General features: G+C 44.5%; 16 protein-coding genes and 1 pseudogene. 14 read left to right on the forward strand and 3 right to left on the reverse strand.

The genetic code is table 11. The features are described from left to right. Positions 1-48: 48 nt before the first annotated feature. Entirely contained in the window at positions 49-975 is a 927-nt protein-coding gene (locus AM1_RS37310) for an alpha/beta hydrolase (RefSeq protein WP_012168512.1), read from the reverse strand. A gap of 889 nt (positions 976-1,864) precedes the next feature. Here AM1_RS37310 and AM1_RS37315 point away from each other — a divergent pair. The 14 genes from AM1_RS37315 (at position 1,865) to AM1_RS44640 (ending at position 15,662) form a co-directional block, all read left to right on the forward strand. Further along, positions 1,865-4,948 (forward strand): M23 family metallopeptidase, encoded by a 3,084-nt coding sequence (locus AM1_RS37315; RefSeq protein ID WP_049783932.1) that lies wholly within the window; start codon positions 1,865-1,867, stop codon positions 4,946-4,948. Positions 4,949-4,950: 2 nt separating this feature from the next. Beyond that, positions 4,951-5,316 carry a hypothetical protein gene (locus AM1_RS41930; protein ID WP_041661559.1) on the forward strand — a complete coding sequence of 122 codons (366 nt, stop codon included), beginning with the start codon at positions 4,951-4,953 and terminating at the stop codon, positions 5,314-5,316. A gap of 150 nt (positions 5,317-5,466) precedes the next feature. Further along, on the forward strand, positions 5,467-7,269 hold the full coding sequence (locus AM1_RS37325; protein ID WP_012168517.1) for a type IV secretory system conjugative DNA transfer family protein: 1,803 nt from the start codon (positions 5,467-5,469) through the stop codon (positions 7,267-7,269). Next, entirely contained in the window at positions 7,259-7,696 is a 438-nt protein-coding gene (locus AM1_RS37330; protein ID WP_012168518.1) for a hypothetical protein, read from the forward strand. The genes AM1_RS37325 and AM1_RS37330 overlap by 11 nt, the downstream gene beginning before the upstream one ends. Before the next feature lie 496 nt (positions 7,697-8,192). Continuing rightward, the gene (locus AM1_RS37335; protein ID WP_148216147.1) at positions 8,193-8,678 is read left to right on the forward strand and encodes a hypothetical protein; all 486 of its coding nucleotides are present in this window, start codon (positions 8,193-8,195) and stop codon (positions 8,676-8,678) included. Positions 8,679-9,231: 553 nt separating this feature from the next. After that, positions 9,232-9,627, forward strand: coding sequence for a hypothetical protein (locus AM1_RS37340; RefSeq protein WP_012168520.1), 396 nt, complete (start codon positions 9,232-9,234; stop codon positions 9,625-9,627). A 251-nt stretch (positions 9,628-9,878) separates the two neighbouring features. Next, positions 9,879-10,073, forward strand: coding sequence for a hypothetical protein (locus AM1_RS37345; protein WP_041661560.1), 195 nt, complete (start codon positions 9,879-9,881; stop codon positions 10,071-10,073). Between the two features lie 141 nt (positions 10,074-10,214). Beyond that, positions 10,215-10,547 (forward strand): hypothetical protein, encoded by a 333-nt coding sequence (locus AM1_RS37350; protein ID WP_012168522.1) that lies wholly within the window; start codon positions 10,215-10,217, stop codon positions 10,545-10,547. A gap of 310 nt (positions 10,548-10,857) precedes the next feature. Further along, positions 10,858-12,381: a hypothetical protein gene (locus tag AM1_RS37355; RefSeq protein WP_012168523.1), complete on the forward strand. Its 1,524-nt coding sequence runs from the start codon at positions 10,858-10,860 to the stop codon at positions 12,379-12,381. Positions 12,382-12,618: 237 nt separating this feature from the next. Further along, positions 12,619-12,855 carry a hypothetical protein gene (locus tag AM1_RS37360; RefSeq protein WP_012168524.1) on the forward strand — a complete coding sequence of 79 codons (237 nt, stop codon included), beginning with the start codon at positions 12,619-12,621 and terminating at the stop codon, positions 12,853-12,855. A gap of 681 nt (positions 12,856-13,536) precedes the next feature. Then, complete coding sequence (locus tag AM1_RS39515) at positions 13,537-13,788, forward strand: DUF1830 domain-containing protein (protein WP_012168525.1); 252 nt, start codon at positions 13,537-13,539, stop codon at positions 13,786-13,788. Positions 13,789-13,809: 21 nt separating this feature from the next. Beyond that, complete coding sequence (locus AM1_RS37365; RefSeq protein ID WP_012168526.1) at positions 13,810-14,067, forward strand: hypothetical protein; 258 nt, start codon at positions 13,810-13,812, stop codon at positions 14,065-14,067. A 287-nt stretch (positions 14,068-14,354) separates the two neighbouring features. Then, positions 14,355-15,146 (forward strand): IS5-like element ISAcma43 family transposase, encoded by a 792-nt coding sequence (locus tag AM1_RS37370; RefSeq protein WP_012168527.1) that lies wholly within the window; start codon positions 14,355-14,357, stop codon positions 15,144-15,146. 54 nt (positions 15,147-15,200) lie between these two features. Further along, the gene (locus AM1_RS44640; protein WP_012168528.1) at positions 15,201-15,662 is read left to right on the forward strand and encodes a tetratricopeptide repeat protein; all 462 of its coding nucleotides are present in this window, start codon (positions 15,201-15,203) and stop codon (positions 15,660-15,662) included. Between the two features lie 469 nt (positions 15,663-16,131). Here the strand turns inward: AM1_RS44640 and AM1_RS37380 are convergent, their stop codons facing one another. Next, the gene (locus AM1_RS37380) at positions 16,132-16,857 is read right to left on the reverse strand and encodes a class I SAM-dependent methyltransferase (protein WP_012168529.1); all 726 of its coding nucleotides are present in this window, start codon (positions 16,855-16,857) and stop codon (positions 16,132-16,134) included. A gap of 70 nt (positions 16,858-16,927) precedes the next feature. After that, positions 16,928-17,053 (reverse strand): annotated as a pseudogene (locus AM1_RS44645) (transposase); the annotation flags it as partial. Positions 17,054-17,263 lie beyond the last annotated feature (210 nt).

Consider the following 17,263-nt stretch of genomic DNA (forward strand, 5'->3'; position numbering starts at 1 on the left):
AATTATTTAATATCTTTCTAAAATTTCTGTGACTCATTTTCTCTTAACTCAAAAACCCTTACTGACAAACTCTTGAATTGAATTCATCATTTCTTCAAAAAAAGGATTTTTAGGTTCCAATGGAGAGCCATTTAAAGCCAAGACAGGTTCTTTCAGTACAACACTGGCGTGAGGAACATTGAAGTGCTTGCCAATCCTATAGAACTCAGTGTTCTTATTATTCTTTGTAGTTTTGAAAATTAGTTCCTCTACCCCCTCAATATCCGCCGCCTGGTCGCATTCAGAGTGAGCTACGAATAGAGGTTGGCTTAAAGGACTTTTTTTACCAAGTTTTCCAGTTATTTTTTCTACTTCTTGAATAAGATTAGACAGCATTTTAGCGCCACCTGTATCCATCCTTGAGTATCGGTAGGGGTTATCGCCAATGAGGGGTTCACCCCATCTATCCTCCACCAAGTCAACAATTGATGAAATTGGGGTGCGTAGTAAAAATTCCTTAAGATTACCCTTCTTCCCCGCAATATCTAACGCAGCAGAGAACAGAAATATGCCTCCATTGATATCATCAGAATCTTTCATTGCCATAAAGACACTTAAAGAACCCCCAGTTGAAAGCCCACCAATGGATACTTTCTTCCCTTTAGTTTTTGCGTATTCAACCGCAAATTCTACATTTCGCTTCCATTCTTCTAAAGAAACACCTTTCATCCCATTCGGATTAAGTAGGCCATGACCTTGGAGTAATGGAATATAAACATTGAACCCTAAAGTCTTGTGGAAGAACTCACCAATTGCCCTCATGAAATAGGGAGAGTCGGTCAAACCATGGATTAGAACAATTGCTTGATCACGCTGATCTTCCCATTCCATAATTACGGGATGACATTCTGGTCTAATATCTGCTTCAGTAATATAACTGAAATTCTTATAATATTCTTCCCAGATTTTGAAATTATTTTTTGAATAATCTAACATGCTATATATCCAAATCTTAAAAATGAATATAGGAATATATTCGAGTATATAAAAACATATTCAATTTTAGTTGTTTTGGCAAATGAAATACATTTTTCTTTGCCTTATGGACTATTTGTGATACTCAATAATAATATTTCTTTCAGGTTGCATAAAATATCAATTTCGATCTGATATATACTGAATTTATTGAGATTAAGTCTAATTATTTAGAAAAATTTAATAGGTGTAAGTTTCTATGTCTTTGTATTACTGGTTAATGATTTATCACAAATTTACGAGCTTTAATCGATATTTAGGTTGATAATAAGCCTCTGTCCTAAAAATAAATGTATGTTACTTGCCCTTTCACGATTTAAGGTCAAATTATGTCACAATGCCTTGATTAAAGATGAGATCAATAAAGAATGATATCCTGACCTAAAACCTTGATAGGATCCTCTCTACTCGATCTTAAATTTCATATTAAATTGATTACTAATTGGTAAAAGTAATCATGTTGGTTACTTTTACCTTAGTGGTGCGTAAACTTTCTTATGCTGAAAATAGAAGAGCCTAAAGAATTGATATCAATGGTAGAAACCATCACTTTCGTTGAATTTTCCTGAAGAACCCTCACCCATAATCCTTTATAGAATCCTTTGCTCGTAAGTGATACAAAGGTAAGCAACCTTGAATTTTGGAATAAGTTACACATGTGTAGCCAAAATTTTGTGTTGCTAATACTGATTAGTGGCTTTTCCTGATATCAAGTCTGCATCTTTGGTAAAGGTGACTTCCCAAGCTATGCAGGCAACAGCCTCAACCCCTGACATATCAACCCATTTGCACCTCAAAGGTCATCCTGCCTATGTTTCCTCTGTAGCCCATCTACAGGGGATTCTTGTTTGTGACCCTCCATGTTCTCAAGCGATGCCCTACCCTCATCGCCTCCATCCTGATTGCAGCCTCTCAGACTCTTCCCGTCTGGAGTCAAACTCAACAAGTCGGGTACTATCCCGCCCTAGAACTCGCCAATGTTCCTGGGTTAATCTACGAACCACCCCCGGAAGCTCAAGGGGTTTCCTTCTCCAGTCTCCCCGGTGCCAGCTCTCCCGGTTGGGTTGTCGTGAATGACCCCAACCTCAACTATGACCCCAACCGGGCTTGGCCCGCTGGAGCCACACCAGATCGGATCATCAAGTTTGGAGACTTAAAGCAAAACCCTCAGTTTGCAGGTTTTACTAAACACAGTCTCAGAGACTTTAACAATGCCATTGGCACCGACATCGGAGGAGTGCCCATCGGCCAGATTGAACTAGTCAATGGCCTCAACCTTGAACAGGTTAAAGACATTTACAACAACGGCGATATCAAACTCAAAGACTCAGCTCCCCTATTCCAAGCCGTCGTCGGTGTCGTTCTAGATCCCACAGGTGCCCAGAAGCAGCTTCAACGCAATGCCCTGAGTACGGGCAAGAAAGCTCTGATTAACGAACTGAATAAAAACCCAGCCCTCAAAGATATCCCCTTTGAAGACCTCCTAGATGGCAATTGGCAAGGGGTACTCCAAGAAGGTGAACAGGTCTTACTTCGAGAAATTGGCAATGACATTCCCGCAGAGCTGCGCCGCTTACCCGTGGGTGCTCTCACCATTGAAGTCATAGAAGGCAACTGGAAATCCGCCCGACAACGCGCCCAGAACTATGCCATTGATGAGATCCAAAACTTCACCCTCAATGAAATCATCCAAGAATTCCCCGAACTCAAGCAAGTGCCCATCGGTGGCATCGTCCATATCGCCAATCAGCCCCTAGACCAAGCCCTTCCTCAACTGGCAGATATGGCTTTAGAGCAATTCCCCGGCATTGAAGACAAGATCCTAGGCTCCGTCCCTGGCCTCAGTGATACGGCCCTTGGGTCTATCGTCGCTCCCGTCGTCTTCAACCTTCTAGCAGGGGATATATTTGGTCGGTTTGATATTGCCCATAGTGGTCAAGATGGGCCAGAAGAACATTATGGTAGGCCGATCAGTGGGGGCACCCCTGATGCAAAATTCAAGCCAGAACATGGGATTAAGAGTGCCACGAGCAGGAGCAAGCGACCAGAGCGAGGGTTCCCTCGGTTTGAGATGGCCCCTCTTGAACCAGGAACTACGATACTTGGTGATCCACTTCTAGGAAAGGAATGGATGAGTCGGGATCAGGAAGTGCCAGGGTGTAAAGGGTTTCTCTGTCTGTTTGGCAATAAGGAACGTGCAGGTATCAAACCCTTTGGCAATGGCTCTCTCACTAAGTTCAGCCTGGGGAATATCACGGAATATGATGACAAACCCGCAGAAGCCAGACTATGGATTGACTTTCAGATCTGTGTCACCATCCTATTTGAGAAGCACTGCACAGCTCATATCTTTAGTTTCAAAACACCATGGAAAGTCAAGGTGGGGGGCATCTTCCCGATCCTCGCCCGTCGTAGAGTCCAAGATTACTTTCCAGGGATTAACGAGAAGGCCAGAACCATTGACTTCTGCCAAGTCCCTGACTTCTTAGGGGGAACGACAACATCGGGGAATAGTCCCCCACCCCAAGGCGAAGTAGAAGCCTTTGAACAATTCAAGTCAGATTCAGCCGCCATAGGCTTAAGCTTTGACCGAGATCCCCAAGGTCGCTTACTGGTGAATGAAGAGAATGAGGATGCGACCATAACCTGGGTTGCTCAGGAAGCAGGAACCTATGGATTTGAAGTGAATCAAGCAGACAATGGCACGATAACCTTTAATTACACGGGTGTTACACATCCATCGCCATCCCAAAGTGCAACCACCAGTAATGATGGTTTTTCGGGTGTTTTCCCAGGGACACTTCAACACCAACAGAGCAACAGTGGTTTGCAATCTAAAGCCCAATCCAATGGCGTTCAGCTCCAGCCGATTGATGGGTCAAGTGGTGCCCCACAATTGACGGGCATACCGGGTAGACCAGGGGCAGTCAGTAGCCAGGGAATTACAGCCACCAAACCCTCAGATCCTCAACATCGTCTGAGACAGTATCTCGCCCGCATTGCCTTGGGTGAATCATCTGGGGGAACGGATATTGACGCCCATCCGAATACAGGAGCGTATGGGGAATATCAGTTTATCCCTGAGACGAGGCAAATAATTCTGGAGCGTTATGGTCTGGATGCTTGGTCAACGAATAAAGCCGAACGCGATCAGGCGGCAGTGGCCTTGATCCAAGCCTTTGGTGATGAGATTGGGACGGACATTCTCGGCTTGATTGAGGCGGGTGAGTTTGAGCAAGCGGATCAGTTGCTCGGTCAACATGTTTACAGTCATGCTGGGAATGTACTTCGGTATGGTCAGTTCACCTCTTTACCGGGTGGAGCTGAACAGCATGAGATATGGAAAGACCCTGCAATTCTGTCTCAATATGGTCCGAATGGGAATGCAGGGCAGAATCCACTGCTGGCAGCAATCAATACGAATTCACAGCGGTGTAATCCTGCGTTGTTGGCGAGCAATGGAAGTGTCAATTTTCAGCAAGGATCGGGGGTGGCGTCTGGGAAACTGGCTAACCCTTTAGCTGACTCATCTTACGTTGTTACAAGTAATTTTGGATGGCGTTACGATCCTTTTACAGGGGACACTGACTGGCATTCTGGAATTGATTTAGCCCATTCCGCTGGCACCCCATTTAGGGCTGCAGATGGTGGAACAGTTGTAATGAGTCAATGGAATGGAGATTATGGGAATTTCATTCTGATTGACCACGGCAACGGGTTGGCGACTTGGTATGCTCACAATCAAACCAATTATGTAAAAGTAGGTGATACCGTAGATCCGGGACAGGTCATTGGCACAGTAGGAAGCACAGGCAGATCTACTGGTCCCCATATAGATTTTGGAGTGGTTGAAGGCTATGTAAAAGGGAATATCCATTCAGGGACTAACGTTGACCCCAGAAAACATATCAACTTCAAGGGATTGAGGCAGTAATCATGAAAAAACTACTATTTGCGGTAGCATTTCTGTTGTTAAATGCATTACCATCCCAGGCTTCACCCCAGGCCGAGGCTTGCCTCAATAAAACCATTACTCAGACAGAATCTAGCGTTTCATCGGCTCAGTTAGTTGCGTCTATCGAGCATGATGGAAGCCAGTACCATTACATAGAGGGGGCATCAAGTAACCCCAGGATTCCTGATGCAAGAATTTTTTTGAGAACGGATCATCAAGGCGGATGTGAAGAGATTATGTCTTACCTAGTTGGTTCCGCTCCATCTGAAAAAGTTTTCCGGGAAAGGCTTGGCAGTGAAGTTTTCCTTAAGCTTCAGCAGCAGGCCAAGGCATCAAAGTCGAATTGATAAACCTAATATCGGGTGCGACTACTATAAAGGTATGGGCAAAGAAGTTACCAATAAATTTATCCAAATCTTCCTCTAACAAGACTGAATTTGCACCCCACAATACAATCTACCTATGTTCCTGTTAGCTCCACCTAGCAGGAATTTTTTATGCCCCAACAAACCACGCAACCCGCACCAGAATACAGAGGGTTCCACAACATTCCCATCAACTATGGCTGGCTCACCGTAGGCTTTCTCAGCATCGTCTTTATCATCTGGCTCAGCACCCTCAATCGACGCAGAACTCAAATTCCAGAGGGAATGCCAAATGCCAGAGAAGCCACCCCCAAAGAAATCAAAGAAGGGTCCAACAAAGCCAGACTGATCCGAGCTGAGGGTGATATCGAGAAGTCCGCGATCCAACTCAACCCAGAAACAGGCATCACCCTTGGACCTATCAACCCCGGTGGCCTCGTCTCAGGCAAAAGCGGTGGGGGAAAAACGGAAAGCTTTGCCCTTCGCCTGATCGAATCCCTCGCGGAAGATGGAGCCTCCCTGCTGATCAGTGACATCAAAGGCGAACTCATGGAGAAAACCGCCGCCTATCTCCATGACCTCGGCTATGACATCCACTTTCTCGCCCCTGGCATCAAAGAAACCTCAAAGTACTCCGTAGAAAAACTCCCCTTCTCCGGTGGCCTTAACCTCCTCGACCTGATCGCCAATGATGAAGACCTCGCAGGCACCCTTGAGCTGACCCGAGGCATCAACATCAACGCCGCCGAGAACTATGAACGCAGACATCAATACTTCGGTCCCCAGTCCGACCTTCTGCAACAGTCCATGATGCTCGGAGCCAAAAGCAGTGAATATGCCGACATGCTGATGGTCTGGGAACTGATGGGCCTCAACAACATCGCCGAACGCTTAGCCGCAGCCAAAGACAACGACAAGATGGGGAAAGGACTCCCCTACTTTATGACTCATCTGAGCCGAGGACTCAGAACCGTCGCTCATAGCTCCAGTAGTGCGAATCCTGGTCCCACCATTCAATCCACCGCTAGTCAGAACTGGGTTCAATTCCTCGACCCTGAGATCGCCAGATGCATGACCAAGACCACCATCCCCTTGGACCTCACGGGCAAACAAGCCATCTTCTTCCGTATCAATGAAGACCAGCTAGAAGCCACCAAGACCTATCTCGCCGCTGCCATCCATATGCTGGTGAAGCGCAATATCAGGTATACCCGTAAACGTCAGAACAACCTCGGCGTCATCATCGAAGAAGCCAGTTTCACCTTATTCCCAGATGCGAAGAAATGGTCTGCCCTAGGACGGCAAAATGGCCTGTTGCTGTGGATGATTTATCAGCAAGAAGAACAGATGCAGGAACTCTATGGCGAGAAGCGATGGGAAAGCACTGCTGCCAACCTGCCCTCCCGCATCTATATGAATCAGGGGTCCTACAAGAGCAATCAAGTCATTGCCAGCCGCTTAGGGAAGAAAACCATCATCAGCACCACGGAAAATGAGTCCTTTGGTTCCAACCGTTCTCGGAGTCGCAATGACAGCTTTCAACAAGTGGACTTGATGACCGCAGACCGCTTAGACGCCATGAAGAAACCAGGGCAGTGCATCATCGTCGATGCCTCCACCAATGGTCACCCGATTATCTATGAGAAGAAACAGCTTCCCTATGACAAGAACAGCTCCCAGGCCAAGATTAGGGAGCAGTGCAAAGACGCATGGCGAGAGAACATCCTTCCCAGCCTGCAAGAGGAACATCAGAAGCACTTTGGGATGATCAATGTCCAAGTGGCAATGGAGAACAGAGCCGCAGCCGCAGAGGATCTACTCCCACCTTCAGAGTATTACGCCATTGAAGAAGAAGCCGCTGAGATTGACGCAGAAGAAGCCACTGAAGACACCACAGATATAGACGAACAGGAGGATATTCAAGATGCAGCATAGTCAAGACCAGACCTTAGAGCGGGATGCAGAGAAAGGAATGCACCTGGCCGAGGAAGGGGTAGAAAAAGCAGCCAGACTGACGGCTGAGACTCTACGAATACTTAGGGCACAACTCGCTAAGTACAACAATCGAGTGTCCATTAAATTTGAGTCACGAGCAGATGATATTGCTAACGTCAAAGCAGGGATGCAAGGAGGACTCAAGGGTGTACAGCTCAGGCAGATTGTCAGGGCGGGTGACTCGATCAAGGAAGTGGCTCAGCGAGCCCAGTCAGCGGAGAAAGTGAAGCTGTATGAGGACCGGGTCATGTCCAGGGCACAACATGAGTTGAATCGAGAGAAGGTGGAACATCGTCGTTCCCAGCAGTCGCAGCAGTCCCAGAAACAGAGTCAAAGGCAGTCTCAGTCTCAGAATCTGGGATTGTAGTCGGTATCAATCTAAGTTTTAAAGTCAGAAATAACAAATCAACTACCCCGCTGCAAGCAGACGAGGTATGAAATACGACTTGCTACCAAACCGTAGATTTGGATCGCAATTCCATTTCTTCGCTGTAAGCAGCGGGGAATCAACCCCTACTAGATTGAATTATATAGTCTAAGAAAATTGAAATATTGCAAGTTTACTTGCCAGAGAGTTCGCAAGTGAAAAACGACAATTCCTGATTCTAGCAGCAGTTATTTTCGATTTATGGTTAATTAGTTCAGTAAAATACTCAATTTCATTTAAAATACTCCTTTTAAAATCTTTTGAATGCCTTATTAAACTTAGCCTTTAAGATTTTTATCATCCCTATTACAACCTATTTAGCTTCCAGAGAATGCTTAAAATTGCCTCAAATAATTTTTAATAATATCCTGGTTAAATAATAGGTAAAATATTTTAACTAAAAATATAATTTTTCTAGGAGTTGAAATACATAGTTATGCCAATAGTGTATGGAAATGCTGGTAAATTTTTTGGAAATTACTGGTATATGAATTTTAACTTTGATTTTGAGCTTGGTGATGCATCAGAAGCTTCTGGAAATAGTGGATTTTATCTAATTCATGCCAGCAGATTAGTTTCTGTTAAGCCTATAGGGTTTTGCCTAGAATTATCTGAAAAGCCATTAAAATATCAAGTTGTTTATTCTAGTGGACATACTATTCAATCGTATGGTGATCAGTATTTCTACGATAAGTCACCTTCAGTTTATAGATTAGAGAAAAAAGCCGATTTTGACTACTCTTTACTTATGCCTGAAGAAGGAGGCAATGGGTTTCAAGCACAGCCTCATGTAGTAGGAGATGGTTTAGTGGTATACGGAACTAGCACAGGTAATGCATTTGTGCTAACGGGTACAGAGGGAGGAAACCCCCATTTAACCTTGAAGATATCACCATTAGGTGTCGAAGTTGGAAATGGCTAGAAAAATAACAAGGTCTTTGAAATATCTTCTTCTAAAATGAAGAATGGTTTTAATAACTTTATTATAATGAAGTGAGAAAATTAGATTCCTTAAAATATTGTCAATGACCTAAATTAGACCTCTTGTAGAATTGATCTAACGATCTGATTTAAGATAGAAAACCTAAATTTAGATCGCAGTATAAATTTTTTTGTTAGCTCATCACTAAACAAACATTGCAAGAGGTCTATTGTCCAAGGCGTAACATGAACTGAATTGCGAGAAGGTTGAACATCGTCGATCCTAGCAACCAGAACAGTCCCAGAAGCAGAATCAAAAGCAGTCCCAGCCCCAGGATTTTGGGTTGTAGATTTAGGGCTTTGTAATCGATTGCTGCTGTACTTGGGAAATCTAAGGATGCAGATGCGGGAACTAACTAAATTAAAAGCCTGACGTCACTAGCTTGGAAAATCACTTCACAAAAATTTAAGGCTAAATATCGCCTTAAATATTTGCATATAGGGGTTTCAATTATCAGGTGTCTTATAACCGTAGTTTTACGAAGATTAACGCGATGAAGCAACCGAAATTTGATGAAAATAGTAGTGACCAAGAGACCTTTGCACCATTTATCCTTGATAATTGCATGAATTCAGAATGGAAAGATGTGAGGCTTATCTTTGGAGAATGGGAATGGTTTGAGGAGAACTTTGGAACTGAAACATTCGACGGATACTATTTCAACGGCTATGGGCTGCAAGGGCTGGTGATGGCAGTACGTCTTGATGCAAACTTGGATGTTGAGCCAGAGACCATTCACTACAATTCAGAAGGAGACATTTGCAATATCCACTTCACAGAAATGGCGGAAGCGATCACAACTGCCAACCTTGCCTCGGAAATGATTAAGGACAAGGCGCAATTGAAACGAGCGATCCAAGTTGCGAGAGAAAATGGTTTTGAAGATTGAAAGCAGTAAGCGAAAAGCTTCTTAAATAGTGAATTTTCGAAGTGGTAAAGATGAAAAGGGTTTTAGACGACAATTTTCATTGATTACCTCTATGTTCAGAGTGATATACGTCAGGTTTCGTATAAATATAGCGAGCATTCAAGTATGACCGATAAGATCGACCTGACTTCTCAAATTTTAGAATTCAGGAACATTGGACTGCCCTTGATAGCGATCCGATAGCTGCATTCACCTAATCAAGACATGTATCAATGAATATTCTTAAAAAGATAATTGGATTTGGTTTATTAATTTATAGCGTTCCAAGAGTTGTGCATGTAATGAAGCAGGTTATCGAGAGTGGTGGTGATCCTCAAGCAATTGGAGCCGCTACCGCGTCCGTTTTATTTGTCGCCATTGGCCTTTGGCTACTGTTCTCAAAGGATAAGGATAGAAACCCTTCATGAAGGAAGGTTGTGACTACCCCTCAGAATTCTCATAAAACCCTTATAGCCTTCTCAGTCAATTACAGGGAATCACCCAGTTCGTCATCATTCCAGCTTCAGACACCCCTCGTACATTGAAGTCATTGAAGTTGGAGAACAAACATGAAACGCATTCATCAAACCGCTTTTTCAGTCTTAACAAGCTTTACCGTCCTCAGTATTGGCCTTGCTTCCTCCGCCCTAGCTGAAACCATCACCGTGACCCGTGGCCCCAATGGTGCAGCCCATCAGGTCAAAGTAGACCGTATTCCTCAAGATGCTCAAGTACGATCTGAAACTCCTACCACCGGATTTCCTAACATTGTCACCCGTGGCTCTCATGGTGCGGCTCACATCGCTAAAACGGACTCAGACCGTGACACAACTGCTCAGTCTTCGGTAAGACGTCAAGTTATCACTCGTGGCCCGAATGGTGCAGCCTACATTGCCAATTAGGTCATGAGAGCAACAACGAGCTGACCCAGAGTCCTTCATTCCCCCCAAGAGCTGATTGCAAGTTCACCTCACGTTGCAGTCAGCTCTTCTCTTCGTCACAATCTCCCTTTTTTCTCCAACAGACCCCTTACGACTGAGGGGACAACTCCTTAGTCGTGGGTTTTTCTTTAAACCTTCATTACACAGATCCAAATATCCTCGCACCTTAAGTACAAAAGGCTGAAACCTCAAACACAGTTCCCAAATAACGATTTGTCCCTCCCAGGTCATCTTGCCTATGTTTCATAGGTAAACCTCGCGAGGGTTTTAAATGTCTACCTTCAAAGACCTATACAACACGGCGAAGGAGGCCGAGGATGTCGCCTTTGCCCTGTCCCCGATCCCCCTTGGATTCGTCAAGAGTGGGATTCAAAACGTCGGTGTGCCCTTAGTCGTATCGGCTGCGGCCACCCATACTCCATTTATCGCCCCAGTCGCAGGTGCTGCCATTCAATGGGGGAGTGATGCCCTTCAGTCAGGCACCCATACTCTAGCCCAACAGGCCATGAGTAACTTTGGGGAATCCGTCATGTCTGGCCTACCCGCCTTTGGTGGGATTCAAACCAGCTTTGATTGGATATCATCTCAGTCCGCTCAAGTCGCCCTAGCAGGTCAGGATATGGTCACCCATGCCGTGGGTGCCGTGGGGTCCTCCGTCATGTTGGGTCGCACCGTCACCAATTCAGCCGTATTGACCTTTCAAAAAGTCAGGCATATAACCGTGGGCGAAGTGATCGCTAGTGGTCAACGGGCCTTAGAGCGGTCCCAAGAATTCTTGGAGAATGCCGCCAGTTATGTTCGCCAAACCGGGATACGAGCCGAATTATTTGTAGAACAGGAGTTTGCAAAATTGTCTAACACCGAAGAACAGACCACTAACGTTCAACCGACTGAATCTCCAGAGCAAGCCACCGTGTTCGCCACGGATAAAACCCAAGGTGAAGCAGAAACTCAAATCAAATCTGCGGCCCAAGTCGAATCAAACGGCACCCAGCCCGAGGTTAACTATCAGCCCTCTGAGAATGGCAATAGTCATACAGAGAATGGCAGACAGGCCAATATCTTTGAGGCGGCAGTGGAAAGCGCTGTTAATGTAGTCAATCCGATTCGTTCTGAATCTTCTCAAGAGGCAGAAGATTATGTGTTGGGTCTGGTGGATAAGTTAGCCGCTGGCAATATGAACGTGGATCGGCTGTATATCAAGATGGATGGCATTGACATCTTCAAGATGAAGAATGGTGCCCCGGATCCATCAACCTCGATCACGGATACTCAACGAGACGCCTTGCAGCAAGCCTTGGAAGACCCCGCAGCCTTTGGGGGGAATCTGGTGATTAAGCAGGGCAATAAAGTCTTACTGAACATCAAGGACGGTCGAATACTGCACAACCCAATGGGGTTAGCTAAGCAATCTCTGAGTGCTGAAATGGAAACGAAGGAACACCTTCAACAGCAACAGCCAGAGGCTAAACAAGCGGCAGTGCCCAATAATCCTGCTGAGGGTCTGTGGTCGAAGTATGGAGCCAATGTCTCACCTGATTTGAGAGGGGCTAGGCTAGCGACGGAAAATGCCTTAAAGGATGGACTGAAACCCAAAGAAGCGCGGGCGATGTTGGCCCAATCCGCTCACTTCCAAGGTCTTAAAGCCGATAAAGGAGCATCAGTTGCAGAAAAAGTGATTGCCCGCACAGTGAAGACTGCTCAGGCTAGAGTAGCCCAGCAACAGCGACCTAAGCAGAAAGTACAGCAGAAGGAGGAGCAAAAGCAGGCAGCAGTGATGGCACCGGGGCTTTGATTTTCATAGATGAATTAACTAGTGAAAACCCTTGGCTCTTCTTGAGTTGGGGGTTTTTGTCATAAAAAGTAGTACTTAGAGAAGTGCTCAAGTGACTTGCCGTAAAGATGCTTTTCTTTTGCTCTAACGAAAATGGTCAGGCTGTATGCTTAAGAAGCTGCGTATCTTAAGAAAATCTTAAATTAAGGTATAAATCAGCCATTATACCCATCTAAAGTTATTGGTGGTTTTAAAACTATGTCTCCTCCCCTTATGCGCCGTCTCTGGCAAATGATTGAATCGCTTCCCCAACACTCCCTTGAGAAACTGGATGACTCAGGTTTGGTAGCTTGGTTGCTATCTTACTTAGAACGTCATCACCACCTAAAAACGGACGAACGGAAAGCCGCTGAAAGTTATCTGAATAACCATATCCTGTTGATTCGTGATATTGCTGAATCACGTCAAATCCATCACTGTCCTCTCGCGGGCTGATTCACCATAAATAGATTGGGTAAAAGCTCAAGGTGCACAACAGCCCATCTATGCAACATCGCCAGCGAATGAAACCCTAGAGGCTCAGGAATAGCCCTACAAAAAAGCTAAACAGGATCATATAAAGCCATAACAACTTCATCAATTGACGTATTGGCGCTGTTATTTTCCTCGCCATGGGCAAAAAAGTAGATTTATCATCGGTAGAATGTCATGGGAAAGAGGCATAAGTTTTGCCGATCCATTTTGGACATTCAACCTTCTTCGCTATTACTCTCTAGATGAGAAATAAGTTAAGAAACATAAATCATGAGCTAACACTACTCATCTATTAGTCTGTAAGGCTACCCTTTTAGATATCCAGGCTGTTTCATCGAAAATCTAAAAGTCAATCCTTGAAAGCAAGTCTTCATCAGCAGAAATTGACTTTGGCACAAAATTTTAGACTCAATATAAGATGTAGAGATCATAAAAATATTATAAAGGTACTCATTAAGAAACTATAGATAAGTTAATATTATTGCCATAATAAACACGACAAATCATTCTTATATAGATTTGTCTTGAGAGAGGGATATCCCTTTCTAATAAATAATGCTGGCCAGCTTATAAATTTTTGCTTAGACTATTCGTCAAGCCAGCCCTAGGTACTCGGATCCAAGGGCTGGTTTGCCATTAATGATGATTAAAACGCTTGAGCCTAAACAGAAAGACCTCATATTTTGCAGTTACCGTAACTCCTCGCCTCGGGTTGAGGTGGTACGGGTCACTAATATCGTGAACTGGTACTTTGAACGGGTTGTTTTCCCACAACAGCATCTAATGTTCAATGCACCTCGAAAAGCACACCTTGAAATCCATAGCAGTGAAATCGCCACAGCTATTCAGGTGGATTGCATTCCCTGTCAGCGATTACGTGTAAAAACAGCTTAGTTGATCTGGGGGGGAATGGAGATGAACTGTACCCAGATGCTAACAGAGTACTTGCTCCATCAATTTCCATGGTGGCGGGGGAGCCAATTGCGCTATGAACCCGCCAGCAAGACGGTCTATGTTTACTGTAAGTACATGCGTTATCTAGAAATTTTGTTGCATGAGGTCGAGACTATTTCCCGACTAGATATTGGAGTGGAACGATTCATCGTCACGGTGCCTCATGAGATGGATATGGTCGTTAAGTGTCAGCCAAATTCGCAGCCTGAGATTCTGTAAGCTCAGGTTTCAAAGGGTTTTGTAAGGTTACACAAAATCAGAAGTGTATTTACCCTGCATAAAAATAGGCTTCTCTGTTTCCACAAATCTTATATTGAGTATAGAAACCCCTATCAATAAATGAGGAGCATTACTTTAGACACGGATATTTATTTGGGAAAACTAAAATCATAGAAGTATATAAATAAATATTTTGATGTTAAGAGGATGTATGAAAAGTCTCATCTAACAAAGAAAGCTCTCTCGGCATAAGCTGTAGGTTCTAACAAACCCGCACCGAGTGAGCCATGAGTAAAGCATATAGTAGCAACCTAACCCTATCCCAATATGAACTGATAGCCCCTCTAATTCCGCCAGCCAAACCCGGTGGACGTCCTCGCTCCGTAAATATGTGGGCAGTCCTCAACGCCATATTTTATCTAGTGTCACAAGGCTGTAAATGGCGAGACCTCCCGGGGGATTTTCCCTGCTGGTCAACGGTCTATACCTATTTTCGCAATTGGCGAATAGATGGGACTTGGGTCAAAATTCATGACCGGTTGTGCAGTTGGGTCAGGGCTGATAATGATCGTCCTGCCAGCCCATCACAAGCCATTATTGATTCTCAAAGTGTCCCCACAGCAACCATGGTCAATCAAGCGGTGGGCTTTGATCGTGCCAAATACACCAAAGGGCGAAAACGGCACACAGCAGTTGATACCCTCGGCTTAGTTCTACGGGTGGTGGTCACGGCAGCAAGTCTGCCTGAGCGTGAAGGTGGCAAAAAGGTCCTCACTGCAGTCCATCAGATGGCAGAGGCGGTCCAACGGCTCTATTTGATTTGGGCAGATGGGGGGTACAGCGGTCAACCTTTTCTCCAGTGGGCGATGGACAATTTTCGATGGGTGATTGCGGTTGTACTCAGACCTGAGCAGACCAAGGGGTTTGTTCTGCTCAAGAAACGCTGGGTTGTGGAGAGAACGTTTGGTTGGTTCAATTGGTATCGACGATTGAGTAAAGATTACGAGCGATTAACTGATTCGTCAGAAGCGATGATTTATATCTGCATGATTCGACTCATGGTCAGGCGATTGGCCTAAACCCTGAGAGGCTGATCACTTTTCATACATCCTCTAAAGATAATCGCCAGTATTTTGTCGGGATGTGCTGTTCTGACACTAGCAGTATGTGATGCTCCTAGTTCTGTAGCTTCTACACAGAGCATTGAGATAACTGAGCAAATTCAATCTAATATCTCTGAATATGACTTATTTAATCGTGCTCTTAGAAAATATGAGCAAGGAGATTATAAAGGTGCAATTGCAGATTTTGACCAAGCTATTGCTCTTAATCCTCAGAACGTAATGGCCTATATTCATCGAGGGTTTACCTACGATGATATGAAAGAGTACTCCAAAGCCATTGCGGATTTTGACCGAGCAATTGCTCTTAATCCCGAACTGCCAGCAGCCTATGGAGGACGGAGTGCTACTTATTTCTCTTTAGACAATACATCGCAAGCAAAGCAAGATCTGGAGACTGCTGCAAAGCTTTTGAAGGAGCAGGGGGAGCAGGCGAAATATCAGGCAATGTTGGATATTCTGGATTACCTCTAAATACTCCAGTATGGAGTTATTCTCTTCATTCGGTTTCAAGAAAATTTCTGAACTAGACCTTATCATCTAACATTTGTTCTATTGTTGCTGATAACGCCCAGCCTGTTGGTGCAATAGCCCATATTGAGATGCGCAGGTTTGAGGTTAACCAGATAGAGGACATTGCACGAGGGAATAGGGCAATTCAACTCCCTATCGGTTGAGCAAACCCATACTTTTTTGATGCATGGCCTGAAATTTCAAGCATTGAAATTCAATCATGACTTGATATTTTCGATGAGTCGCGAATACCAGATCATGGCCTCATTGTTGCACTGCTATTGAGATCGCAACCAAAAGATGCGGATCCCCCAAAGAGCCCAGGATGGCCAGTAAGATTTAGCCCATTGTTTCGTTTCTTGCCTATCGCCCTGGGCTTGATCCTAGTTTTTTGCGATTACTCTTGGCAGGTGAAACCCCAGAAATCAGCTTATCGACCTAAATTCAGTTGTCGATAACCCATCAGTCTTCGAATTCCATTTAGAACCCCAGTCGGTAACTTAAGAAGCACATACTGATGGAGTAGCATCAGGGTATCAGGGAAGGTTTTTTTAAAGCGCATCGACCATCGACCCAAGGCATCGGTCACCGTTTGAGCACTACTTTTCGTTGCATAAGTTGTGGTCCCCGTGAAGCCAATATGCTTGAAATCCTTGGATTGGAATAAATATTTATCCACAACCCGTTTGGGTCCTAAATAACCCATCAGCTGATTGAACGGACTACTGGTTGAATCATGAAATGCAATGATTCCCCCATCCACAACAAATCGAGACCAAAGCAGAAAATCTTGCTCTACCATGTCATGTTCATGGTTGCCATCAATAAACAGCATACCGATAGGTTGTGTCCATCCTTCACAGGCATCTGCTGATGTTTTCACAATGGGAGTGACTAACTCTCTAATCCCAGCACTCGACACATTATGTTCAAACTCTGGATAAGAATCTTCTTGATGTGGGTCGATCGCATAGATATGAACGTTGTTACCTGCCGCTGAGCCTTGGCTGAGGCAAATCGTTGACTTACCTTTCCAAGAACCAATTTCCACGATCACCGTGCCAGGAGGACAGGCCTTCGCCTGCGAGTACAGGAATTGAGCTTCTGAATCAGTAAGCCATCCCTTTACATAGTCAGGAATGTTTGGAGTAATCATTTTTCAAACTTTTTGATTAATAAAAATGTGGCTCTCCGGGAATTAGCGTGGTAGCCGCTAGATATAGTGTTTAGGTCACAGCGAATGTCTGATACCCATTGAGGTCAAGAGAAATCCTTTGGAAGAGTCTTTCAATATCGAAAATACCGTAGCATCGTCTTTTTAAGACTTTGACTCGGTTATTAAATCCTTCCACTATTAGACGACAATCGAGCTGACGGATTAATGACGATGTCACGTCGGCTATAGCTATGAAGAAACCAGGCATCCCCTGAGAAGGATAAAACTAGATCTCAATTCCCTAGAAATGATGTGTGAGATCGCGTTTCTAGAATTCAATCTCAAGAAAAAAGACACTTTTTACATCCCTAATCAATAGAGGGCTGTACAAGTGCCTAACAAAAGA

The sequence above is a fragment of the Acaryochloris marina MBIC11017 genome (genome assembly GCF_000018105.1).
Taxonomy (GTDB): Bacteria; Cyanobacteriota; Cyanobacteriia; order Thermosynechococcales; family Thermosynechococcaceae; genus Acaryochloris; species Acaryochloris marina.

Coding starts and splice junctions, on each gene's coding strand:
- AM1_RS37310 (WP_012168512.1), bottom strand. CDS start 975: ATGTTAGATTATTCAAAAAATAATTTCAAAATCTGGGAAGAATATTAT.
- AM1_RS41930 (WP_041661559.1), top strand. CDS start 4,951: ATGAAAAAACTACTATTTGCGGTAGCATTTCTGTTGTTAAATGCATTA.
- AM1_RS37325 (WP_012168517.1), top strand. CDS start 5,467: ATGCCCCAACAAACCACGCAACCCGCACCAGAATACAGAGGGTTCCAC.
- AM1_RS37330 (WP_012168518.1), top strand. CDS start 7,259: ATGCAGCATAGTCAAGACCAGACCTTAGAGCGGGATGCAGAGAAAGGA.
- AM1_RS37335 (WP_148216147.1), top strand. CDS start 8,193: ATGCCAATAGTGTATGGAAATGCTGGTAAATTTTTTGGAAATTACTGG.
- AM1_RS37340 (WP_012168520.1), top strand. CDS start 9,232: ATGAAGCAACCGAAATTTGATGAAAATAGTAGTGACCAAGAGACCTTT.
- AM1_RS37345 (WP_041661560.1), top strand. CDS start 9,879: ATGAATATTCTTAAAAAGATAATTGGATTTGGTTTATTAATTTATAGC.
- AM1_RS37350 (WP_012168522.1), top strand. CDS start 10,215: ATGAAACGCATTCATCAAACCGCTTTTTCAGTCTTAACAAGCTTTACC.
- AM1_RS37355 (WP_012168523.1), top strand. CDS start 10,858: ATGTCTACCTTCAAAGACCTATACAACACGGCGAAGGAGGCCGAGGAT.
- AM1_RS37360 (WP_012168524.1), top strand. CDS start 12,619: ATGTCTCCTCCCCTTATGCGCCGTCTCTGGCAAATGATTGAATCGCTT.
- AM1_RS39515 (WP_012168525.1), top strand. CDS start 13,537: ATGATTAAAACGCTTGAGCCTAAACAGAAAGACCTCATATTTTGCAGT.
- AM1_RS37365 (WP_012168526.1), top strand. CDS start 13,810: ATGAACTGTACCCAGATGCTAACAGAGTACTTGCTCCATCAATTTCCA.
- AM1_RS37370 (WP_012168527.1), top strand. CDS start 14,355: ATGAGTAAAGCATATAGTAGCAACCTAACCCTATCCCAATATGAACTG.
- AM1_RS37380 (WP_012168529.1), bottom strand. CDS start 16,857: ATGATTACTCCAAACATTCCTGACTATGTAAAGGGATGGCTTACTGAT.